The 21351-nt window shown below is 61.6% G+C and carries 27 protein-coding genes and 2 pseudogenes; 11 read left to right on the forward strand and 18 right to left on the reverse strand.

The window, feature by feature from the left end; translation table 11 throughout:
- The first annotated feature begins 121 nt into the window (after positions 1-121).
- Together ShzoTeo12_RS14060 and ShzoTeo12_RS14065 are read left to right on the forward strand one after the other, a co-directional pair.
- The gene (locus ShzoTeo12_RS14060) at positions 122-388 is read left to right on the forward strand and encodes a glutaredoxin family protein (RefSeq protein WP_003500194.1); all 267 of its coding nucleotides are present in this window, start codon (positions 122-124) and stop codon (positions 386-388) included.
- A 10-nt stretch (positions 389-398) separates the two neighbouring features.
- Complete coding sequence (locus tag ShzoTeo12_RS14065; RefSeq protein WP_003500193.1) at positions 399-1415, forward strand: 2Fe-2S iron-sulfur cluster-binding protein; 1017 nt, start codon at positions 399-401, stop codon at positions 1413-1415.
- Between the two features lie 322 nt (positions 1416-1737).
- Here ShzoTeo12_RS14065 and ShzoTeo12_RS14070 read toward each other — a convergent pair whose 3' ends face one another.
- The 4 genes from ShzoTeo12_RS14070 to ShzoTeo12_RS14085 all read right to left on the reverse strand — a co-directional run bounded on the left by ShzoTeo12_RS14070 (position 1738) and on the right by ShzoTeo12_RS14085 (position 4364).
- Complete coding sequence (locus ShzoTeo12_RS14070) at positions 1738-3189, reverse strand: multicopper oxidase family protein (protein ID WP_003500192.1); 1452 nt, start codon at positions 3187-3189, stop codon at positions 1738-1740.
- 52 nt (positions 3190-3241) lie between these two features.
- Positions 3242-3637, reverse strand: coding sequence for a hypothetical protein (locus tag ShzoTeo12_RS14075; protein ID WP_035243490.1), 396 nt, complete (start codon positions 3635-3637; stop codon positions 3242-3244).
- 122 nt (positions 3638-3759) lie between these two features.
- On the reverse strand, positions 3760-4155 hold the full coding sequence (locus ShzoTeo12_RS14080) for a DUF305 domain-containing protein (protein ID WP_003500191.1): 396 nt from the start codon (positions 4153-4155) through the stop codon (positions 3760-3762).
- Between the two features lie 14 nt (positions 4156-4169).
- Positions 4170-4364, reverse strand: coding sequence for a heavy-metal-associated domain-containing protein (locus ShzoTeo12_RS14085; protein ID WP_003500190.1), 195 nt, complete (start codon positions 4362-4364; stop codon positions 4170-4172).
- 161 nt (positions 4365-4525) lie between these two features.
- On the opposite strand from ShzoTeo12_RS14085, the gene ShzoTeo12_RS14090 reads away from it, so the two are divergent.
- Positions 4526-7033, forward strand: coding sequence for a heavy metal translocating P-type ATPase (locus tag ShzoTeo12_RS14090; RefSeq protein WP_024899654.1), 2508 nt, complete (start codon positions 4526-4528; stop codon positions 7031-7033).
- Between the two features lie 61 nt (positions 7034-7094).
- Positions 7095-7544: a Cu(I)-responsive transcriptional regulator gene (gene cueR / locus ShzoTeo12_RS14095; protein WP_003500188.1), complete on the forward strand. Its 450-nt coding sequence runs from the start codon at positions 7095-7097 to the stop codon at positions 7542-7544.
- A gap of 78 nt (positions 7545-7622) precedes the next feature.
- Here the strand turns inward: cueR and ShzoTeo12_RS14100 are convergent, their stop codons facing one another.
- Positions 7623-8807 carry an MFS transporter gene (locus ShzoTeo12_RS14100; RefSeq protein ID WP_024899653.1) on the reverse strand — a complete coding sequence of 395 codons (1185 nt, stop codon included), beginning with the start codon at positions 8805-8807 and terminating at the stop codon, positions 7623-7625.
- A gap of 116 nt (positions 8808-8923) precedes the next feature.
- Here ShzoTeo12_RS14100 and ShzoTeo12_RS14105 point away from each other — a divergent pair, with 116 nt between their 5' ends.
- Genes ShzoTeo12_RS14105 through ShzoTeo12_RS14115 form a run of 3 tightly spaced genes read left to right on the forward strand, consistent with a single transcriptional unit; the run spans position 8924 to position 10488 of the window.
- On the forward strand, positions 8924-9199 hold the full coding sequence (locus ShzoTeo12_RS14105) for a metal-sensitive transcriptional regulator (RefSeq protein ID WP_003500186.1): 276 nt from the start codon (positions 8924-8926) through the stop codon (positions 9197-9199).
- Between the two features lie 17 nt (positions 9200-9216).
- Positions 9217-9978, forward strand: coding sequence for a glutaredoxin family protein (locus tag ShzoTeo12_RS14110; RefSeq protein WP_003500183.1), 762 nt, complete (start codon positions 9217-9219; stop codon positions 9976-9978).
- 21 nt (positions 9979-9999) lie between these two features.
- On the forward strand, positions 10000-10488 hold the full coding sequence (locus ShzoTeo12_RS14115) for a DUF305 domain-containing protein (RefSeq protein ID WP_024899651.1): 489 nt from the start codon (positions 10000-10002) through the stop codon (positions 10486-10488).
- Positions 10489-10510: 22 nt separating this feature from the next.
- Here the strand turns inward: ShzoTeo12_RS14115 and ShzoTeo12_RS14120 are convergent.
- From ShzoTeo12_RS14120 to ShzoTeo12_RS14140, 6 genes and pseudogenes are all read right to left on the reverse strand, one after another.
- Positions 10511-10947: pseudogene (locus tag ShzoTeo12_RS14120) on the reverse strand (YqaA family protein).
- 257 nt (positions 10948-11204) lie between these two features.
- Positions 11205-11420, reverse strand: a pseudogene (locus ShzoTeo12_RS14125) (MFS transporter); the annotation flags it as partial.
- Between the two features lie 7 nt (positions 11421-11427).
- Positions 11428-11709 (reverse strand): metal-sensing transcriptional repressor, encoded by a 282-nt coding sequence (locus tag ShzoTeo12_RS14130; RefSeq protein ID WP_024899650.1) that lies wholly within the window; start codon positions 11707-11709, stop codon positions 11428-11430.
- A 57-nt stretch (positions 11710-11766) separates the two neighbouring features.
- Positions 11767-11895, reverse strand: a complete 129-nt coding sequence (locus tag ShzoTeo12_RS28255; protein WP_003500177.1) for a helix-turn-helix domain-containing protein — start codon at positions 11893-11895, stop codon at positions 11767-11769.
- Positions 11896-11926: 31 nt separating this feature from the next.
- Entirely contained in the window at positions 11927-13348 is a 1422-nt protein-coding gene (locus ShzoTeo12_RS14135; protein WP_003500174.1) for an MFS transporter, read from the reverse strand.
- Positions 13349-13373: 25 nt separating this feature from the next.
- Complete coding sequence (locus tag ShzoTeo12_RS14140; RefSeq protein ID WP_003500172.1) at positions 13374-13736, reverse strand: DoxX family protein; 363 nt, start codon at positions 13734-13736, stop codon at positions 13374-13376.
- A 150-nt stretch (positions 13737-13886) separates the two neighbouring features.
- Here ShzoTeo12_RS14140 and ShzoTeo12_RS14145 point away from each other — a divergent pair, with 150 nt between their 5' ends.
- The 3 genes from ShzoTeo12_RS14145 (at position 13887) to ShzoTeo12_RS14155 (ending at position 15887) form a co-directional block, all read left to right on the forward strand.
- Positions 13887-14486, forward strand: coding sequence for a TetR/AcrR family transcriptional regulator (locus ShzoTeo12_RS14145; RefSeq protein ID WP_003500170.1), 600 nt, complete (start codon positions 13887-13889; stop codon positions 14484-14486).
- 94 nt (positions 14487-14580) lie between these two features.
- Complete coding sequence (locus ShzoTeo12_RS14150; RefSeq protein WP_024899649.1) at positions 14581-15216, forward strand: LysE family translocator; 636 nt, start codon at positions 14581-14583, stop codon at positions 15214-15216.
- Between the two features lie 125 nt (positions 15217-15341).
- On the forward strand, positions 15342-15887 hold the full coding sequence (locus tag ShzoTeo12_RS14155) for an AAA family ATPase (RefSeq protein WP_024899648.1): 546 nt from the start codon (positions 15342-15344) through the stop codon (positions 15885-15887).
- A 35-nt stretch (positions 15888-15922) separates the two neighbouring features.
- Here ShzoTeo12_RS14155 and ShzoTeo12_RS14160 read toward each other — a convergent pair whose 3' ends face one another.
- The 6 genes from ShzoTeo12_RS14160 to ShzoTeo12_RS14185 form a co-directional block, all read right to left on the reverse strand.
- Positions 15923-16546, reverse strand: coding sequence for an ATP-dependent Clp protease proteolytic subunit (locus tag ShzoTeo12_RS14160; RefSeq protein ID WP_024899647.1), 624 nt, complete (start codon positions 16544-16546; stop codon positions 15923-15925).
- A gap of 44 nt (positions 16547-16590) precedes the next feature.
- Complete coding sequence (locus ShzoTeo12_RS14165) at positions 16591-16950, reverse strand: SRPBCC family protein (protein ID WP_024899646.1); 360 nt, start codon at positions 16948-16950, stop codon at positions 16591-16593.
- Complete coding sequence (locus ShzoTeo12_RS14170) at positions 16947-17261, reverse strand: ArsR/SmtB family transcription factor (protein WP_003500156.1); 315 nt, start codon at positions 17259-17261, stop codon at positions 16947-16949. Before ShzoTeo12_RS14170 ends, ShzoTeo12_RS14165 begins: the two co-directional genes overlap by 4 nt.
- A 48-nt stretch (positions 17262-17309) precedes the next feature.
- On the reverse strand, positions 17310-18155 hold the full coding sequence (locus ShzoTeo12_RS14175; protein ID WP_080600487.1) for a DUF3363 domain-containing protein: 846 nt from the start codon (positions 18153-18155) through the stop codon (positions 17310-17312).
- Positions 18156-18612: 457 nt separating this feature from the next.
- Positions 18613-18957, reverse strand: coding sequence for an ArsR/SmtB family transcription factor (locus tag ShzoTeo12_RS14180; RefSeq protein ID WP_035243485.1), 345 nt, complete (start codon positions 18955-18957; stop codon positions 18613-18615).
- Between the two features lie 47 nt (positions 18958-19004).
- Positions 19005-19982 carry a cation diffusion facilitator family transporter gene (locus tag ShzoTeo12_RS14185; RefSeq protein ID WP_024899644.1) on the reverse strand — a complete coding sequence of 326 codons (978 nt, stop codon included), beginning with the start codon at positions 19980-19982 and terminating at the stop codon, positions 19005-19007.
- 207 nt (positions 19983-20189) lie between these two features.
- Between ShzoTeo12_RS14185 and ShzoTeo12_RS14190 the strand changes: the two genes are divergently transcribed.
- Positions 20190-21134: a LysR family transcriptional regulator gene (locus ShzoTeo12_RS14190; RefSeq protein WP_003500137.1), complete on the forward strand. Its 945-nt coding sequence runs from the start codon at positions 20190-20192 to the stop codon at positions 21132-21134.
- Here the strand turns inward: ShzoTeo12_RS14190 and ShzoTeo12_RS14195 are convergent.
- Complete coding sequence (locus ShzoTeo12_RS14195) at positions 21115-21348, reverse strand: DUF2274 domain-containing protein (protein WP_003500135.1); 234 nt, start codon at positions 21346-21348, stop codon at positions 21115-21117. The genes ShzoTeo12_RS14190 and ShzoTeo12_RS14195 overlap by 20 nt on opposite strands.
- Positions 21349-21351: the final 3 nt, after the last annotated feature.

Genomic DNA, 21351 nt, shown 5'->3' on the forward strand with positions numbered 1-21351 from the left:
AACAGTCTTGACCTTACAAGCGCTGGAAGCCGCACGCTGACGACAATCCTGCCAAATCCGCCTGCGGTTGGGCGGCCTGGCGGCGGGGCAACCGTGTCGAATTCAGAGAAAGGCAAGACCGATGACGGAGAGCAGCAAACCCCAGATTCTCATCTACACCACACCGACCTGTCCGGACTGCCACGCGCTCAAACGCTGGCTCGACCAACAGGGCCTCGCCTACGAGGAACGCGACCTCACCGACCCGAAGATCGCCGAGGAGGCAAAGGCCCGGACCGGCGTCCGGGTCGCTCCGATCACCATCATCGGATCGGAAGTCTTCTACGGGACCTTCCCGAGCCAGAAGCCGGGCCTCGTCAAGGCGCTCGGTCTCGCCGGGAGCCTGTGAGGAGACGCAGATGACGAGCAAGTTCGTTGATATCCGGCAAGCGCGGACCAGCCTTGAGGTCCAAGAGGACCAAACCATCCTCGACGCCGCGCTCGCCGTCGGCATTCCCTATCCTCACGGTTGCCGTTCCGGCCGCTGCGGCTCCTGCAAGTCCCGCCTGATCGAGGGCGAGGTGGAATTGCTCCAGCACTCGCGCTTCGCGCTCACCGAGGAAGAGAAGGCCGATGGCCTGATCCTCGCATGCCGCGCTATGCCGCAAACGGATGCGGCCGTCGCTTGGCTGGGCAGCGATGACGACGATTCCGTGGAGACGCCGCGACGCCTGGACGCGATTGTCACCGGCCTCGACGATCTCACGCACGATATCAAGCTGGTGCGGATTGCACCCGCGGATGGTAGCCCGTTGCTGTTTACCGCCGGGCAGTATGCGCAGGTCGGCTTCGATGGAGCGCCGGCGCGCAGTTATTCGATGGCCAATCGTCACGGCGACGACAGCCTTGAATTCCACATTCGTCGCGTTCCGGGCGGCGTCACCTCGGAGCATGTGCATTTTGGGCTGAAGACTGGCGACAGGGTGGCGCTCGAATTTCCGCTGGGCTCTTCCTACCTGCGCCAGCATCATTCCGGCCCGATTCTTTGCATCGCCGGGGGCTCCGGCCTGGCGCCGATCAAATCGATCGTCGAAACCGCTCTTGCGCACGGCATGAAGCAGCCGATCCATGTTTACTTCGGCGCACGCGGCGAGCGAGATCTCTATCTCGTGGAGCATTTCCAGGCCATGGCCGAGCGTCACTCCACTCTTGCCTTCTCGGCCGTGCTCTCGGAGGCAGAGTCAGCGCAGCACCGGCGCGGTTTCGTGACCCAGGCGGTGGCCGAGGATCTGGAGGATCTCGACGGCTGGAAAGCCTACGTCGCCGGGCCGCCGCCGATGGTCGATGCAGCGATGGAGGTCGCCTTCGGACGGGGACTGCGCAGGGAGGACATGCACGCTGACGTGTTCTTCACGCCTGACGATCAGGATGCGTGAGGACGCCAGCCAGCAAGAGGGCAAGTCGCGGGCGAAATGGGGGAGAGCAGCTCGCCAGAGCGGGCAAAGGAGACCGAGAGTTATGAGCAGCCATACCGGGCGCCGCCCGAAGCCGACCGTTGCAGAGCTTCTTTCCGATCCGATTGTCCGCGCTGTGATGTCGGCGGACGGAGTGGACGAGGCCCAACTGCGAGAGCTGCTTGATCGCGTTTCCCGAGAGCAGTCGATGTGCGCGCCCCCCCACGCGCACGAAGCTGTGAAGATAGTCGGGAGCGCTATCGAGCAAGCCTGCGCCGCGATCCCTCGCGGCGCAGGCGCCCTATCACGCTGATACGCTGAACTCGGTCATCATGCCAGTTTGAAGGTGCGGCATGTGGTGGCAATGCAGCATCCAGCGCGCCGCCTCGCCAGCATCGAGCGCCACCGTCACCATGCCCATCGGAGGAACATAGACGGTGTCGCGCCGCGCGCCTTCGAACCGCTTGCCGTTGATCTCCACGACCTGAAAAACGTGGCCGTGCAGGTGCATCGGATGGCCCATCATCGACATATTGTGGAACATGATCTCGACGCGCTCGCCAGTCGTTGCGACAATCGGCTTGTGCTCTCCCCAGACCTTGCCGTCGATGGTCCAGAGGTAGGGCTGCATTGAGCCGCCTAGCATGACCATCTGGGTGCGTTGCGCGGCACGCGGCGGCAGATTGTCCGTCGCCCGCAGCCTCTGCTCTTGCGAAAGCTCGATGTCGAATGCAGGCGTATCCGCGTCGCCGAGTGCGGGAACCTTCTGAATAGTCGCGCCCGGCGTTGCGAGGATCAGCCCGGTGCGCTCCTTTGCGCCCTCGCGCAACGCCAGCACAGGCCAGGCTCCATCTCCGGCAAGCTCCAGCTCAAGATCGAGACGCTGGCCCATGGCGACGCCGAACCGTTTGCCCTCAAGCGGTTGCACGGCATGGCCGTCGACAGCTACGAGGCGCGCCGAAAGCTCGCCGGTATCGATCCAGAAGACGGTGGCCGAAGCGCCGTTGATCACCCGAAGCTTTATCCGTCCGCCCTTCTCGACCCTGACGATCTGCGGATCGGACAAGGTGCGGTCGTTGGTGAGGTAGGCGTCCCAATCGTAGTCGTTCAGGTCCACGGCCATGCCCTGCATCGAGGACATATCCATCTTCATGCCGGAATGGTCCATCGACGCGCCGGGATCGGATTGGCCTCCCATCGCGCTCATATCATGGCCGCCACCATGTCCGCCGGTGATCTCCTGCATGACCTCTTCGGGCGTCTTGAACGAGAAATCATGAAGGAACATCACGACCTCCTGGCGGTCGGCCTTCACGTCTTCGGCGCTGCGCACGATCAAGGCCGCGGCGAGAAGGTTCATTTCTTGAAGCGGGATATGCGCGTGCATCCAGTAGGTGCCGGGAAGCGGCTCATAGTCATAGGAGCGCGTTTCTCCGGGTTGCAGCATCGGGCGCGGCACGTCCGGAACGCCGTCCTGCTCGTTGGGCGGGATCTGGCCGTGCCAATGGATCAGGGTCGGCACATCGAGACGATTGGCCAGGTCGACGCGAAAGCGTTGTCCGGGGTCGAGAACCAATCCTTGCCCGCTCGACCCTTCAAGGCCGAAGACTGTGGCGGCGCGCCCGTCGACGTCCAGCACGCGCGTTGCAGCGCTGAGGGCCATCGCGCTTTGGGCGTTGGCGAAGCGCGGTAGAGCTGCTGCGGATAGCGTGGCAGCGCCTGCGGCGAGAAAGCTGCGGCGTGAGATAAGCTTCATTTTCGGTCTCCTGGGAGGACTATGCTCCCTCTGAATTCAGATCGGCGTGCGACTAGGCAGGCCACTTGCGTTCAGCAAGACCGTCGTTGGGAGGGCGTTCGTTGCGTGCGGGGCCGATGCCGGCGAGGTCCGGCATCTCGGTAATGCTCCAGATCGCTGCGGTAGGAGCGGTGGCATTTGTCGGCGCCTTAGGCGCAAGCCAGTGCGTCATGCCTGAGCATAGGGCATAACAGAAGGCATTGTTTCCGTTGCAGATTCGATGTTCCTGGCACGGCACGGCAGCGGTATCCGCGGCCGGATGCTGCGATCCGTGTTCCGAAATCATTACGTGGGAGTTACTGGCCATGCGAGCACCGAGCGCCGGAACGGTCAACGCCACGCTGGCGAAGGAAAGGAGCATGAGCAGAGCGATGAACAGCCGTTGCATCGCCGTCAAAACGCCGTGCAAGACAACATCATCCGCACCCTCGGCTTGCGTTCATCCAGGGTGGTCCGCTCCCACCCGCTCGCCGCGTCCGCCGCCGAGCGTCTTTTTTGGTGACACACCACGGCGGTTCCAGGCGACACTGGTTACTTGCCTCGGTCGGCGAGCCACTTCTTCATCATGGCGATCTCGCCCTCCTGGGCCTTGACCACCTCTTCGGCGAGTTTGCGGACCTCGGGGTCCTTGCCGTACTGGAGCACGACCTTCGCCATGTCGATCGCGCCCTGATGGTGCGGGATCATACCGCGCATAAAGTCCACGTCGGCGTCGCCGGTATAGGGCACCATCATGTCCTTCATCATGGCATCCATGGCGGTCTCGTATGCCTTCGTCGACGGCGTGTCCGATCCTGGCGTCTGCATGCCTGACATGTCGTGACCTTGCATCGTGTTGTTGTCCGTTTTCATTTGGGTTTGAGCGAATGCCAGGCCGCCGGCGATAGCGATGGCCCCTGCGATGAAGATCGGAGTGAGCTTGTTCATGGTCTCGCTCCCGTTCAGTTTGAGGTCGCCGGATAGCCGGCTTCTTCCAGAACCTGCAAGATCGCGGACGGCGTGGCGGTCGTCTCGACCTTGACGGCGCGCGCGGCGGGATTCGTCTCGATCTTGGCTGCGGAGTCCACCGACTGGATCGCCTTGGTGACGGACTTGGCGCAACCGCCGCAGGTCATGTTTTCAATTTTGAGGTCCATGAGACTTCTCCTTGTTTTGATCTCATGTCGCCCAAGGTGGTGCTTCCAACCGTGGTAAGGTCAAGGGCCAAAAAAAAGAAAATGCGCTATTGACCTTCCCATGGTTGGAAGCCTCATTTTCCGTCCGAACGTGAATTTCGGAACGAGAAAAGGAGGCGGCTATGAATGCCCCCGTTCGAGCTGCGGACACCAGGAACGCGGCAATTTCCCTGTCAATAGAAGGCATGACCTGCGCCTCCTGCGTCGGTCGTGTCGAACGAGCCCTCAAGGCCGTCCCCGGCGTTGCCGATGCGGTCGTCAACCTGGCGACCGAAAAGGCAAGCATCACGACGAATGCTCCCGTCGATCGCGCTACGCTCGTCAAGGCCATCGAGGATGTCGGCTATGAGGTTTCGGAGAGCCCTGCCGCACAAGCGGCCGCCTCGCTTGAAGTCGCGATCGAGGGCATGACCTGCGCCTCCTGCGTGGGTCGTGTCGAGAAGGCCCTGAAGGCCGTGCCGGGCGTCACCAGCGCCGTCGTCAACCTCGCGACCGAGAAGGCCACGATCCAGGGAACCGCAGACACGGCAGCCGTGATTGCGGCCATCGAGAATGCGGGCTACGACGCCAAGGTCATCTCGGCGGCAACCGGATCGAGCCAGGCCGAGACGAATGACCGCGCAGAGAAGAAGGAAGCCGAACGCCGCGAGCTGACCCGCGACTTCACCATCGCGGCGGTGCTGACCGCTCCGGTCTTCCTTTTGGAAATGGGCTCGCACCTCATTCCGGGCGTGCATGGCGTGATCGAATCCACCATCGGCATGACGAACAGTTGGTATCTCCAGTTCGTGCTGACGACGCTGGTGCTGTTCGTGCCGGGCATCCGCTTCTATGACAAGGGGCTTCCCGCCCTCTGGCGTCTGGCGCCGGACATGAACTCGCTGGTGGCAGTCGGCTCGCTCGCGGCTTACGGCTATTCGCTGGTCGCGACCTTCGCGCCGGGCTTCCTGCCCGCAGGGACGATCAACGTCTATTATGAAGCCGCCGCGGTCATCGTCACGCTGATCCTGCTCGGCCGGCTGCTCGAAGCCCGCGCCAAGGGGCGTACCTCGGAAGCGATCAAGCGTCTGGTCGGCCTTCAGGCCAAGACGGCGCGCGTCCGCCGTGACGGCAAGACGGTCGATCTTCCGATCGACTCCGTGCTGTCGGGTGACATCGTGGAGGTCCGTCCCGGCGACCGTATCCCGGTCGATGGCGAGGTCATCGAGGGCGAAAGCTATGTCGATGAATCCATGATCACCGGCGAACCGATCCCGGTTTCCAAGACGAATCGTAGCGAGGTCGTCGCCGGCACCGTGAACCAGAAGGGCGCCTTCGCGATCCGCGCCACGGCGGTCGGCGGCAACACCGTGCTGTCGCAGATCATCCGCATGGTTGAGGAAGCACAAGGCTCGAAGCTGCCGATCCAAGCGCTGGTCGACAAGGTGACGATGTATTTCGTGCCGGCTGTCTTCGCCGTCGCGGCTCTGACCTTCGCGGCATGGCTCTATTTCGGGCCGTCGCCGGCGCTCACCTTCGCGCTGGTCAATGCGGTCGCCGTGCTGATCATCGCCTGCCCCTGCGCCATGGGTCTGGCTACGCCGACCTCGATCATGGTCGGCACCGGCCGGGGCGCGGAGCTGGGCGTACTCTTCCGCAAGGGTGAAGCGCTGCAACTGCTGAAGGACGCCAGGGTCGTGGCCGTCGACAAGACCGGCACGCTGACCGAGGGCAAGCCCGCCCTGACCGACCTCGAACTGGCCGCCGGCTTTGACCGTGCGACCGTGCTGGGTCTAATCGCGGCCGTCGAAGCCAAGTCAGAACACCCGATCGCCCGCGCCATCGTGGAAGCGGCCGAGGCGGAAGGCATCGCGCTTCCCGCCGTGTCTGGTTTCGAATCGGTAACCGGCTTCGGCGTGAAGGCCGTGGTCGACGGCAAGCGTATCGAGATCGGCGCGGACCGCTACATGGTCGAGCTTGGCCATGACGTGGCGGGCTTCGCCGTCGTGGCCGAACGGCTCGGCAACGAGGGCAAGTCGCCGCTCTATGCCGCGATCGAGGGCAGGCTCGCGACGATCATTGCCGTGGCCGACCCGATCAAGGCGACGACGCCGGCCGCGATCAAGGCGCTGCACGATCTCGGGCTGAAAGTCGCGATGATCACCGGCGACAACCGGCGGACGGCCAAGGCCATCGCCGCGCGTCTCGGCATCGACGAGGTGGTGGCGGAAGTGCTGCCGGACGGCAAGGTCGAGGCGATCCGTCGCCTCAAGGCCGAGCACGGTAAGGTCGCCTTCGTCGGCGACGGCATCAACGACGCTCCGGCGCTCGCCGAGGCGGATGTGGGCCTCGCCATCGGCACCGGCACGGATATCGCCATCGAGGCGGCGGACGTGGTGCTGATGTCGGGCAGCCTGACCGGGGTGCCGAACGCCATCGCACTGTCGAAGGCGACGATCGGAAACATCCGGCAGAACCTGTTCTGGGCCTTCGCCTACAACACGGCCCTGATCCCGGTCGCCGCCGGCGCGCTCTATCCGGCCTACGGCATCCTGCTGTCGCCGGTCTTCGCCGCCGGCGCCATGGCCCTGTCGAGCGTCTTCGTGCTCGGCAATGCGTTGCGGCTCAAGACCTTCAAGGTCCCAACCTAATGAACCGAAGCAGCCGACCCTATATTCGGGGTCGGCTGTCGTACCTTACGGGAGAAAACGCATGAATATCGGACAAGCTTCGAAAGCGTCCGGCGTCTCGGCCAAGATGATCCGCTACTACGAACATACCGGCCTCATTCCGGCCGCCGATCGGACGTCTTCCGGCTATCGCGACTATTCGGACACGGACGTTCACATGCTGCGCTTCATCCGGCGCGCGCGTGATCTCGGCTTCTCGGTGGCCGAGATCGGCGATCTCCTCGGCCTCTGGCGCGACGAGTCGCGGCAGAGCGCGGAGGTCAAGCGTCTGGCGCAGGGCCACATCGACGCGCTGGAGAAGAAGATCGCGGACTTGCAGGACATGGCGCACACGCTCACGATGCTGGTGAAAGCCTGCACGGGCGACCATCGCCCGCATTGCCCGATCCTCCAGCGTCTGGAAACCGATCAGGACGATGAGGACCTCACGGTCCAGCCGCGCAGCGGTGCGATTACTCGTTCCGTGCAGTAGAGTAACACTCGGCCCGTTCGCCTAACCGAAGCGGCCTGATGTTTTCGTCCCTGCCAGATATGGCGGGGACTTGTCGTTTCAGGCTTGGGGTTTGCGCGCCGCCTGCCAGAGCAGCGGCACGAGGATCAAGGCGACCGGCGGAAACAACAGCCAGTTGATCGCCGCCCAGCCCGAGTTGTGCAGGACGCTGCCAGCCAGAAACGATACGGCGGCGGTCGTGCCGAAGACCATGAAGTCGTTCGCGCCCTGCGCCTTGGCGCGCTCGCCCGGCGTATGGCAGTCCGTGACCATAGCCGTCGCGCCGATGAAGCTGAAATTCCAGCCGAGCCCCATGATGGCGAGAGATCCCCAGAAATTGATCAGCTCAAGCCCGGCCAGTGCGACCACGGCCGAGACGGCGATGAGCAGCATCCCCGCAGCGGTGACCCGCTCCTTGCCGAAGCGTGTCATGAGACGGCCGGTGACGAAACTTGGCGCGAACATCGCCAGTAGATGCCACTGGATTCCGAGTGCTGCACTGTTGACCGAATGGCCGGTGTTGACCATCGCGATCGGAGCCGCCGTCATGACGAAAGCCATGAGGCCGTAGGAGACGACGCCGGCTGCGACGGCGAGCATGTAGCGGGGCATCATCAGGATCTGAATCAGGGAACGGCCGGAGCTTTCGGACTCGGATTGCGAACCAGATTGCGGCGCGCGTAGCATCAACAGAATCGGGATGGACAACAGCGGAAGCGCCGCCTGGCTGAGAAAGCTGCCGACATAGGGCGTGCCGGGGAAGGAATCGCGTGTCCAGATGACGAGCTGGGGACCGATGACAGCCGCGATCAGTCCGCCGACCATCACCCAGGAGATTGCGCGTGCCTTCAACGCGCCTTCGGCAGCGTCGGCGGCGGCGAAGCGATAGCTTTGAACGTAGGAGCCGTAGAGACCGGCGGTAAAGCAGCCAACGCAGAACAGCAGAAACGATGCCACAAAGATACCAAGTGCTGCGATGAGACCCGCCGCGAGGCCGAAGAAGGCGCCGAACAAGTAACCGCTCCGGCGTCCCCAAGCGCGCATGACGAACGCGGCGGGCAGCGTGCCGATCGCCAGGCCGACGCCGAACAGGCTGACCGGCAGCGTCACCCATGCGGGGTTGTCGGCGAGCTGCTGGCCGACCAGGCCGCCGAGCGACATGACGATTGGCGCGCTCGATCCGCCGAGCGCCTGAGCGGCGGTCAGCACGGTGATGTTGCGCCGGACAGTTGCAGTATCGTCCATGGGAACTCCCACAATTATTTGCTTCGACGTTGACATGCCGGCAAAACTTTTGGGTTTTGCGGGAACGAAACCTTTCCTGAAACGTATATATACCCATACCGGGTAGGGGTAGCTGGATGTGCAATAAAAACTCGAAGCAGATCATTGCGTCACTCAACCGGATCGCCGGCCAGGTTCGCGGCGTCGGTCAGATGGTGGAGGACGAGCGATACTGCATCGACATTCTCAACCAGATCCACGCGGTCAAGGCCGCCCTCTCGAAGGTGGAGAACCAGGTGCTGCGATCGCATGCCGCCTGCTGCGTCGAGGAGGCGATCGCCTCGGGCGATGGCGACCTGCAAAGAGCAAAGTTCAACGAGCTGGTCGAGGTGTTCGCAAAGGCGAAACTATAGATCGAAGGGATCAGACAATGGCGACCCATGCTGCCAAACGCGCCGAACTTCATCGAATGGTGATGGAAAACCATACGTGTCCCTACGGGCTGAAGGCGCTCGATCTCCTCAAGCGCGAAGGCTACGAGGTCGATGATCACCATCTGACGACTCGCGCCGAGACGGATGCTTTCAAAGCAAAGCACAATGTTCAGTCAACGCCACAGACCTTCATAGGCGGCAAGCGGATCGGCGGCTACGATGATCTCGTCCGGTTCTTCGGCGGCAAGGTCAAGGACAAGGACACCGTCACCTACAAGCCGGTGATCGCGCTGTTCGCGATGGCAGCGCTGATGGCGTTGGCCGCGAGCTGGGCGGCGTTCGGCAACCTCGCGACGGTCCAGGCGGCCGAATGGTTCATCGCCATCGCGATGTGTCTTCTTGCCCTTCAGAAGCTGAAGGACGTGGAAGGCTTCGCGACCATGTTCCTGAACTACGACCTTCTGGCGCAGCGGTGGGTCCGATATGCCTACATCTATCCCTTCGCGGAGGCGCTCGCCGGCGTCCTGATGATGGCTGGCGCCCTGATGTGGGTGTCGATCCCCGTCGCGCTGTTCATCGGCGGCATCGGCGCGGTCTCAGTGTTCAAGGCGGTCTATATCGACAAGCGCGAGCTGAAATGCGCCTGCGTCGGAGGCGACAGCAACGTGCCGCTCGGCTTCGTGTCGCTCACCGAGAACCTCATGATGATCGGCATGGCGGTCTGGATGATCTTCAAGCCGATGGGCATTGGACACTGACAACCGCGAAAGGACGATCAAATGGCGAGCGACCACACATCTCATGGCGGGCATTCGAGGGGCTCCCATGGCCGTCCCTATCTGATGTTCTGGATCAACATGATCCTCTGCCTCATTGTGATGTATGTCGTGATGTTTTCGATGATCGACGGCTGGGGCGACTTCCGGAATAATCTGAACATGCTTTACATGGCGATAACCATGTGGGCGCCGATGGGCATCTTCATGCTGGCGACAATGCCGGGCATGTTCCCGAACCGGAGCGCGAATATCGCCCTTTACGTCGTCTTCGCGCTGCTGACCGCCGGTTCCTTCTGGGCGACGCGGAGCCAGACCCTGATCGATGATCGCCAGTTCATCGATTCGATGATCCCGCACCATTCCGGCGCGATCCTGATGTGCCGCGAGGCGAAGCTTGCCGACTCGGAACTGAAAACGCTGTGCGACGAAATCATGGCAGCTCAGCGTGAGGAGATCGACAAGATGACGAGCATTCGAAATCGTCTCTAGTGTAGCGGCGGCGATAAAGACTCTACATCACGCACGCCGTCGCCGCCGCCAGAACCAGATATCGCCCGAGCTTGGCGACGCCAACTAGGAGGAGAAAGACGGGTAGCGGCTCCTTCATGATCCCGGCCGCGAGGGTTAGCGGATCGCCGATGACCGGCATCCAGCTTAGCAGCAACGACCATTTCCCATAGCGGCGATACCAACGCCGCGCCCGCTGGAGACCGGCTTCCGACACCGGGAACCAGCGCCGGTTACGGAAACACTCGACGCCGCGCCGATGATCCAGTTGACGACCGAGCCGGCCACGTTGCCAAGGCTCGCTGCGGCGACCAATGCCCAGGCCGCGAAAGAATCGGCCAGCAGCAGCCCGATCAGCGCGGCTTCCGACTGCATCGGCAGCAGGGTGGCAGCAAAGAAGGCGGTGAGGAACAGGCCCAAGCAGGCCGCCAGTGTGCTCAAGCACCGGCCCCGCGATCGCGCGGCGAAGCCGGCCATCTTGTATGATGGCGGTCGATGACGAAGGCATGGCGGTGCCGATATCCGCCATCGGCGGCAGCCGCATCGGACAGATGCGGATGGCTCGCCTCGAGCGTGTCATGCATATGGTCGAGTTCGTCGGGATCGGCCGCGGGCCAGAGGACCGCAGCGGCCGATACGGCGGCGGCGGCCAGCAGCCCCAGCGCAACGAAGGTGATCGGGAGGCCAAACGCGGCGCCCAGGCGCTCCGCGAAGGTCGCTGCGATAGGGGCCACCCCCACATAGGCGACCATCTTGATGGCGAGCGCCGTTCCCAGCACCGCATCCGCATCGGGACCGGCGAGATCATAGGCCAATAGCCCCAGCGCGATCGTGGCAAGCCCTGTTCCGATAAGCGCGATAACCTGTGCCAGGAAGAGGTGGCGATAGGTGCGGTTTCCAAGAACCTGCAACATAGGAACCTCACAAGTACTTGGTTATTTCCTTGAATTCGTCGATCGAACGACGATCGTCCTTAACAAGCGGCCCGACCACGTCGTCGAGACAGTGGTCGAGGTGGTTCTGAATCAGCGTCCGCTTGGCTTGTGCGATGGCCTTTTCGACCGCGTGAAGCTGCTGCGCGATATCGAGGCATGGCCGACCAGCTTCGATCATCTCGACGATCCCGCGCAAATGGCCGTCCGCACGCTTGAGGCGCATTGTGATCGCGGCGTGGGATCTGTGGGCATCGGATTGTTCGCTCATCCAGATATCCTATCCCCCTGGAGAGGATATTGTAACGAGCCTGCCGCCGGCGTCGCCTCAACCCCATGATCGTCGATAAGCCGTCGGCGTCGTCCCGAGCCAGCGCTTGAACATGGCGGTGAGAGAAGCCTGCCTTTCAAATCCCAGCGACGACGCCACCGTGCCGATCTCGTAGCCTTGGACCATCTTTCAGACGCCGCCGTCGCATGGTGGCTGGCTACTTTCTCGTTGCCACGCCAGCGGCGAAGATGCCCAACAGGGTAAGAAGCGCGATGCCGAGCGTAACATAGCGTGCGGAATCCACCGCAGATTCCCCGCCTGCCGCCATCAGCGTGCCAGCGAGTGCGGAAGTGATCGAGAAAGCAATAAGCTGTGTGATGGTGATCGCAGCAGCAGCCTTGCCTCCTTCGGCGGGATCATGTGTGCTGCTCATCGCTGCAACACCGAGCAGCGGCCACGCCAGTCCGATGCCGACGCCGGCAAGCGCGAGGACAGCCGCCCAAATCAGCACCATCCCGATATCGGCACCGAACACTTGTAGAAGTCCATAAGCGATCAGCCCAGCCGTCAACAGCAGTGGGCCGACGCGGATGGCGCGGCGGCGGCCGCTCTCACTCTTGACCGAAACAATGAAGAGCTGGGCGATGACCCATGCCAGCGAAAGAACTGCGCCAAGGAAACCGGCGATCAGCGGCGAAAGGCCCGCCAGTTGCTGACCAAACAGGGGGATGAAGTTCTCCACCATCACGCCCGCGCTCAGGGCAGCGACCGTGAGATAGACCCATTTCAGGGAGTTGCCACGCCGATAGGTGATGTGCGGAAGGATGGTCTCTTTTGCTCGCCGCTCCACGACGACGAAGAGCCAGAGCAGCACGATGCCAATTCCGACCATTGCCAGCGTTGGCCAGCCTATCGGCACGATGGCGCTGAGGCTGATAGCGATGGTCGCAAGCACAAGCGGAATGAGGGAGGCGACGGGAACAGGTGAACGATGCCCCGATCCAGCCATGCGGCCGAACGCGCGTTGAGCGATGATTCCGAACAGCAGCGAAACGACCGCCAGCGCACCGTAGGACCAGCGCCAGAGGCCCAGTTCTGCGAACACGCCGCCAAGCGCCGGCCCGAACAGCGTCCCCAAGCCCCACATGGCCGACACGACGCCGGTTGCCCGCGCCCAATGGCGTTCGGGAAGTGCTGCACGAATTACCGCATAGCCGAGTCCTGCCAGCAAACCGCCGCCAAGTCCTTGCACGACGCGACCGACGATCAGCGGTTCCATCGTTGGGCTGGCGGCATTGGCCGCTGCGCCGAGAGCGAAGACGACGAACGCCGTAACATAGGCAAGCGCCGGCCCCTTCCAGTCGAGAATGCGGCTGACGAACAGCGAGGCTACGATTGCCGAGATAACGAACGCAGTCGTCACCCACGCATAATATTGCTGCCCGCCAATATCCGCGACGATGGAGGGCATCAGTGCGGCGGTGAAATAGAGGTTCATGGCATAGAGCAGCACGCCGCTTGCCATGACCAGAACAATGGCGAGGTGGCGGCCGGACAGAAGATCGGACCATCCGTCCAGATGCGCCGCAGGCGCATTTGCGGGATCGGCCGAACCGGCCGGGGTTGGTGAGCTATTCATCGGGGATTCTCCGAAAGGGGGAAGTTCAGTTGGCTGCGCGCCGGACGGCCAAGGACAGCCCCAACACGACTAGCGAGACGAGCAGGACAATGCTGGGAGCGACCGCATGGCCGTAATCAGCGTTCAGCAGTGTCGTGAGGGAAGCAGCGGCCATCACGAGCGCGCCAAGGCCGGCTCCATAGGGCCGCGAGCCAGCGCGGATCAGCATCAGCCCAGCCGCCAGTTCGAGAATGGCGGTGATGTAGTGGAACCAGTCGGGGTAACCCCAAGCCACATAGGCCGCCGCATTTTCCTCTGAGATGAAGATGTTGCCGTAAGCGCCGAAGAGAAAGAAAGCTGCCAGCAGCCAAGCCAGGCTGGTCGCTATGATCGGAAGGGGTCTGTTCATGTGGCCTCGCATCTTGGAAATCGGACCGGCTGAGGCAGCATAGGACTGGACCAACCAGCCGTTCCGACATAGATTGAATGCTCACTCTAGTTATGATCGACGTGTGGTCAAGCTATATTAGAGCGATCATTCTATGTTTATGGAGGCCCCATGGTCCGCAAGCGCGTTCCCGAGCAGCATGAAGGCAGAAGGCAGGAGATTCTCGCAGCGGCGCATAGGTGCTTCCTGCGCCATGGTCTGCAGGGCGCGTCGATTTCGATGATCTGCAAAGAAGCGGCGATGAGCCCCGGCCACCTCTATCACTACTTCCCCAGCAAGGACGCTATCATTGAGCAGATGGCGGATGATTACCTTGCCAGTCTCCACAGCCATTTCAGCGGCCACCCCGAGGACGAACAGACGGCGACTGTTCTGCTATCGGAATTGTGGAGCATGAAGGGGTGGGACGATCTCGGTCATTGCCGCATTCTGTTCGAGTTGCTGGCAGAAGCGGGGCGTAACGAAAGAATCAGGGCCATCCTCAAACAGAACACTGATGGTGTTCGAACATTGCTGGCAGAAGCGCTGACCGCAGGTCAGGCGCGTGGCGAAGTCGATTCCGGCCTTGACCCTAAGCACACCAGCGCGGTTCTGGTGGCGGTCCTTGATGCCGCGCCGATGCTGCCGTTGATGACAGCGGACCTTGACTTCGAGGAGAGCCGCAAACTGGTCACGACAATGGTTGGCCGATTTCTGAAGCCTCAACAATGAAGCGGATTATGAAAATGGGGGATGGCGGCCGGTCGAAGCATTGGTGCCAGTCGCGCCAAAAACTTCCCTTTGATGTCGCGGATCGCGTCAAGTCATGACAGATGTTTCACAGCTAACCTCGCCCGACTTGTCCGGGTTGCAAGCATTTCTGGCGCTGTGTCTCTATACAGCCGTAACATCGGTCACGCCCGGACCGAACAACATGATGGTGCTGGCATCCGGTGTTAATTTCGGCATTCGGCGGACATTGCCACATATTGCGGGCATCAGCATTGGTTTCGCCGCGATGATCGTCATCATGGGGATGGGCCTTGGAGTGATTTTCGAGGCGTATCCCATGCTCAACACCATCCTGCGATGGGTTGGCGGCGCCTATCTTCTGTATCTGGCATGGAAGATCGCCGGGGCCGCAGCACCGGAGAATGCAGAAAGATCGGCTGCCAGACCCTTGGGCTTCATTGGCGCTGCTGCGTTCCAATGGGTCAACCCCAAGGCATGGGTCATGGCGCTCGGTGCCGTCGCCACCTATCTTCCGGGCTCTCCCTCGTTGTCGTCCGTCGCCGCAGCTGCACTGCTGATGGCAGCGATCAACGCACCCTGCGTCGGCATCTGGGCGGCGTTCGGTGTTGGCCTCCGCCGGCTTCTTACGGAGCCTGCGAAGCTGCGCGCCTTCAATCTCACCATGGCAGCGCTGCTGGTTGTCTCGCTCTATCCAATCTTTGTGACGTAGAGCCAGCTGCTGTTCGCTAAATCGGCATCGAAACACTCCGCAGCGCCAGTCGGAACGGATGACGATCCCGGCTACGCTTCATTCCTCGAATTCAAGATAATCACGTTAAATGCGGATGGAATCTGATGGCAAATACTGAACACATGATCGTCGTAACCGGTGGCCCCGGTTCCGGCAAAAGCAGTCTGATCGATGCCATGGCCCAGCGCGGCTTCCGCACCATGCCCGAGGCCGGCAGGGCGATCATTCGAGACCAGATCAGGATCGGCGGTAAAGCTTTGCCTTGGGCGGATCGCGCACTCTTCGCCGAACTCATGTTGGGCTGGGAACTGCGTTCTTATCAGGAGGCACTTGCAAGTGACGCGCTTGTCTTGATGGACCGTGGTATGCCGGATGTTGTTGGTTATCTCACACTCTGCGGCCTGCCTGTGCCTGCTCATTTCGAGACGGCGGCCAAAACCTACCCTTACAACAAGCGGGTTTTTCTCGCCCCGTATTGGGATGCCATCTTCACGCAAGACACTGAGCGCAAACAGGACAGGCAAGAGGCCGAGGCGACCGGTATGGTCATGGCTGAGACTTATGGCAGGCTTGGCTATCAGATAGTCGAGCTGCCGCTGGTGGGAATCGAGCAGCGGGCCGACTTCGTTGCTGAAAATTTGAGAGCTTAGAGCGAAGTGACAGTCCTCATCCAATTGGCGCTAACTCATCCAGCAACTTCCGAGGCCGCGCCGGTTTCGCGCTCCGTCAAGACGCGATCGATCAAACCCCATTCCAACGCTTCTTCCACCGTCATGAAGCGGTCGCGGTCCATGGCTTGTTCGAACTCTTCATAACTGCGTTTGCAATGCTCCGCGTAGAGCCGGGTCATGCGCTGCTTGGTTTTCAGGATCTCCTCGGCATGGATCAGCATATCCGACGCCTGCCCTTGGAATCCGCCTGATGGTTGGTGAATCAGGATGCTGGCGTTCGGCAATGCCGCGCGTTCGCCGGGTTCGCCGGCCATCAGCAGGAATGACCCCATCGAGCGGGCCGTCCCCATACAAAGAGTATGCACCGGAGCGCGGATGTATCGCATGGTGTCATACATGGCGAGCCCGCTGGTAACGACGCCACCGGGAGAATTGATGTATAGCTGAATTGGCTTCTTGGGATTCTCGGCTTCCAGAAACAGTAGCTGCGCGCAGACGAGCGCGGAAACGGTGTCGTTGACCTCACCGTTCAGGAAAATGATCCTCTCGCGCAGAAGGCGGGAATAGATGTCGAAAGAGCGTTCGCCACGGCTGGATTGCTCGATGACCATAGGGACGAGTTGCATCGCTTCGCGCATAGGCGAACTCCTGTCTTCTAGATTTTGATGTGTTGTTTGAGGTGCTATGCTGCGAGCATAAGCACGGGCCAATTGTTGTTCGCGGCAGGGGGTGTTCGCCGAACGGATCGGGCGTCCACAAGATGATGGATGATCCTCAACCTCGTGCCGCCATAGACATTGGGACCGACTTGGAACGTCACAATGCTTTCGAGGAAAGGCGATTCTTCTTCGCGCATCCGATAGCGGACTTCCTCTCCCGGTTCTGCCGAGATCGGGACAGCATCGGCCAAGTCTTTTTCAGGCAGCCATTTTTCTCGAAGCTCTGGAATACTAATCGCCCGCCAAACCATTTCAGGGGGAGCGTCGATTTCATATTCCACGACGAGATTATCCTTGGGCTTCTTTGCCTCCGTGTCGCTCATTGGTCCATGTCCCTTAGTAAGCTCTTCAAAGCGTCAATTCTCGCAGGCCAATAGGCCCGATACTTCGCCAGCCATTCCGCGATGAGTGCCAGCCCCTCTGGATCGACCTCATAGTTCACAAAGCGGCCCTGACGTTCTTCCCGCACCAGCTTGGCGTTGCGCAGGACAGAGAGATGTTGCGACATCGCCGGCTGACTAATTTCCATACCCTGCCGCAGTGTGACGGCGTTCATGCTGCCGGACGCCAGCTTCTCGAAAATCGCGCGGCGTGTCGGATCGGCCAGAGCTTTGAATATGTCGTTCGGGATCATAACAATAGATAAGCGCACACTTATCTGATTCGCAAGGGCGAACCATCATCACAACATAATCCCTCGTTGCCGCCCTAGCTGCCACGACACCGATCCGCCCTGAACGACGCCCATAACCTCGCGACCGAGCTGTCGGTCTATGACCGGCCGCCATGGGACCAAGGTAAACTCGTGGGACTGCTCGACCACGGCGAACTTGCCGCTCGATAGCTGCACGGTGCCGGTGAATTTGCCGCTGATGTTCTCGCCGTCCGTGGCGGCACGGAAAGGCAGGCCCTTGCTCTCGGCCATCTCCCCGCCAACACGGGCAACCTCGCGCTCGCGCAGGGTGGCGAGAAGGCTGCTCCGGTAGAAGATGCGGCCATTCCGTGCTCGGGTAGCGTCGCCTTGCTCGATATGATGCTCGCGGCGCTGGTCCATGGCCTCGCGCACCTGCTGGCCGAAACCGGCCGGCGCAATATCGGCGGTTTCGCTGTGGATCAATCGCCGGTCCAGCCACGTCGCGCCGTCCGAATGTATCTGCCTTTCCAGATTGATGGGTGACAGGACGCGAACACTGGCCTGCCGGTCTCGGCCGGCATCGTAGTCGGCGGCGCGGCTAACCAGATCATTGGGGATGCGCCATTGGTCGGCGTCGATGCGCTCGACGATCCCGGCGCGGCGCAATGCCTCCAGCCGACGAACATGGGCATCGACATAGCCCTCATAGTCGCCACCGGGAACGCGGCCCTCGAATTTCGCCTGTTCCAGGGTCGATAGATGCCGTCCTCGGCGATGGCGGTGATGGTGCGGTCGGACGGCCGGGCTGTCGCCTCGGCCGGGCCGATCTGGATGACGCCGCGGATACGGGCTTCCGTTGACGACCCTGATGCAAACGCTGGCGGTCGATTCAATTGCCCACCGGAGATGACAGCGTCATTGTTGAGGCAGGCCATCGAATAAGGATTGAGAAAACTATATGGCCAAATGGCCTGCCTGGACGCTTTGAGAGAAAGATCACCATCAGCCCGGTTGAGCTTGGTGACGCACAGTAGCCATCCTGAACATCATACGGACCTCGGCTTCCGGATCGTCTCGAACCCATAGCAATGCGTGAGGGAACGAACGCTGGATGAAACGCCGAGGCGGATGCGACTAACGCTCGTTTAGAGTGCTATAGCGTAAACGTAGTTGTCATCTTCACCCGGTGCAGCGCTCCGCCTTCCTCATCGGCCAGAGTTTCAAGACGGCCACCGAAGAAGTCGATGCAATTTGCGGCCCCTCTCATCGTCGAGAATCCTTCGTTCAGCGCGGCTCCGATGCTTTGTTTGCCGCGTCGCAACTCTGTCATCGTTTTCCGTGCTCACGACGATCAGGAGTGTTGAACGCTGGCGTCGCGTTCGGCGACGCCTTCTCGTTCCTCACGGACATGGGAGAGCATATCGAGCAGGACGTCGCCCACATGCTGATCGGAGATTTCGTAGAACATCTGCTTCGAATGTCGGACCCGCGTTACCAGCCGCGCGCCGCGAAGCAGTCGCAGGTGGTGGCTGACGAGCGACTGCGACAGCTCAAGCGTTTCGGAGATATCGGTGACCGACTTCGGGCCTTCCTCGCAATGGAGGAGAATCCTTAGCCTGCTGGGGTCACCCAGCAGGCGGAATGTTTCGGATAGGAAGTTCAACTCCTGGGTCGAAAGGGGATCTGCCTTGTTCAACGGTTTTCCTTTCCAGCTTTCCGAGTGAACCCATGAAGAGTGGACGGTCAGTGCGAATGCCCTGCGTGGGACACAGCCGCCTTGCTCGGCTCCTCCAGGGTGCAACTGGCCACGCCGTCCCAGTCGATCCCGATCGTCGGGTGCTCGATCTTGAACTGCGTCTTCAGCTCGTGGTCGACTTGCTGCATGACGGTGCGCACATCGACGCCTTCCATCGGCTGCACCTGAAGGGTTGCCAGCACACGGCCGGAAGTCAGCGACCAGACATGGACGTGGTGGACGCTCTGGATGCCGGGAACGGTCTTTCGAAGATGCTCGGAGATCTTCTCCGCGCCGGCGTTGTCGGGCGCACCTTCGAGCAGGATATGCAGCGTGTTCCTGAGCAGGCTCCAGGCGCTGCGCAGGATCAGCAGCGACACGAACACCGACAGGATGGGATCGATCGGGGTCCAGCCAGTGTACCAGATGACGATGGCGGCAATGATCGCGCCGACCGAGCCGAGCAGATCGCCCATGACATGCAGCACGGCGCCCTTGACATTGACGTGATCGGAGTCGCCGCGCGTCAGATACCAGAGGACGAAGAGGTTCACGAGCATGCCGATGATGGCGACGACGAACATCGAACCGGCCATGACCGGCTGCGGCTCTTGGAAGCGCTCGATGGCCTCGTAGACGATCCAGGCGACGATGCCGAACAGGGTAAGGGCGTTGATGAGGCCCGCAATCACCTCGAAGCGGGCATAGCCGAAGGTGCGCTGGCTGTCGGCGACGCGGCGGCCGAGGCGGAAGGCAACGTAGGCGAGACCGAGCGCGATGGCGTCGGTCAGCATATGTCCCGCATCGGCAAGCAGCGCGAGCGAACCGGAGATCACACCGCCGACTGCCTCGACGACCATGAAGATGAAGATGATGAAGAAGGAAATGAGGATCTTGCGCTCGTTTTCCTTCGTTACGGTCGGTACGTGTGAGTGATCATGATCGTGGCCGTGGTGGTCGCTGTGGGAGTGAGAGTGGTCTGCCATAGGTCGGTCCAGTGGTTGCGTTCAGTCTAAACACTTGAATACATGTTCAAGTGTTTCATTGTCAACCGGCCCGCGTAAGAAATTTGAAAGCTATTCGAAGGCACCGCAAAATCACGTAAATTTCCCGACAAGTGGGCTTGACCTTGTCACCGTTGGAATCTGCACGATGCCCCCTCGAATGGGTGACGCATGCGGAGGTAGAGGTGATTGCTCAGACGTGACCGCGAGCCTGAAATCCAGATGCGGCAACTCCACTATGTGATTGCAGCGGCCGAGCATGGCAGCTTCCGACAGGCGGCGATAGCGGTCGGCGTTCGAGAATCGGCGGTCAGCCGCCGCATCCGCGATCTGGAGGATCAGGCCGGTGCGGCGCTGTTCATTCGATATCAGCGGGGGGTGGTCATCACCGAGGCGGGACGGAAGTTCCTGACGCACGCTCGGAGGGCGATCGCGGAAATCGATCTGGCCGTGAAGGAAGTGAGAGCTGCGGGCCGCGCCGAAAAGGGCGTGCTACGCATCGGCATATTCTCGTCCCTCGCCTCGGGCTTCATCGCCGATCTGCTGGAGCGATACGCAGGGGAGCATCCCGGTGTTCGCACGAGATTCATCGAAGGCACGCCTGCCGACCACAAGGCCGCTGTCCGGCACCACGAGATCGACATCGCCTTCCTGACGGGCGAGCCGCACGTCGCGGGATGTGAGGTGACGCGGCTGTGGGCCGAGCGCGTGTTCGTCGTCCTGCCGGAAAAGCATGAGCTTGTGGCAAGGGAGGAGATCGAATGGGCCGACCTGCGCGACCGGCATTTCATCGTCAGCGAGGCGGAGCCTGGTCCCGAGATCCACGACTATCTCGTCAAGCATCTCGCCGAGCTGGGCCACCATCCGAGCGTCGAGCAGTGCCCGGTCTATAACCGGGACACGCTGATGCAGTTGGTGGCTCTGGGAAAAGGTATCTCGCTCACCAGCGAGGCCACGACGGGGACCAGATTCCGGGGCGTGGCGTATCGGCTTCTGGTGACGGAAGAACTGCCGTTCTGCGCGGTCTGGTCGCAACGCAACGACAATCCGGCGCTGCGCCGGATGCTGAGCCTCGCCCGCAACCTGTCGGCGAAACGGTTCGGGACTCGCCCGATCAGCGACGATCAGGCGTGACCGAGCGGCGGGCCTTGGCGAACCCGCGGTCGGTGGCGATGAAGCGCTCCAGCATGGGCACGATGAGCTTCATCGGATCGGCGACCGGCTGGCCGGTGTCCCGCCCCAATATCTGCGCGTAGGTGGCAAGGTCATCGGCGAGCGCAGCCGGCAGCTCAAGCGTGACCTTGACCGGCTTGTCGTTGGCGAGCGGACCGAGTTTCAGCTTGGTCATGGA

The sequence above is a fragment of the Shinella zoogloeoides genome (genome assembly GCF_033705735.1).
Classification (GTDB): Bacteria; Pseudomonadota; Alphaproteobacteria; order Rhizobiales; family Rhizobiaceae; genus Shinella; species Shinella zoogloeoides_A.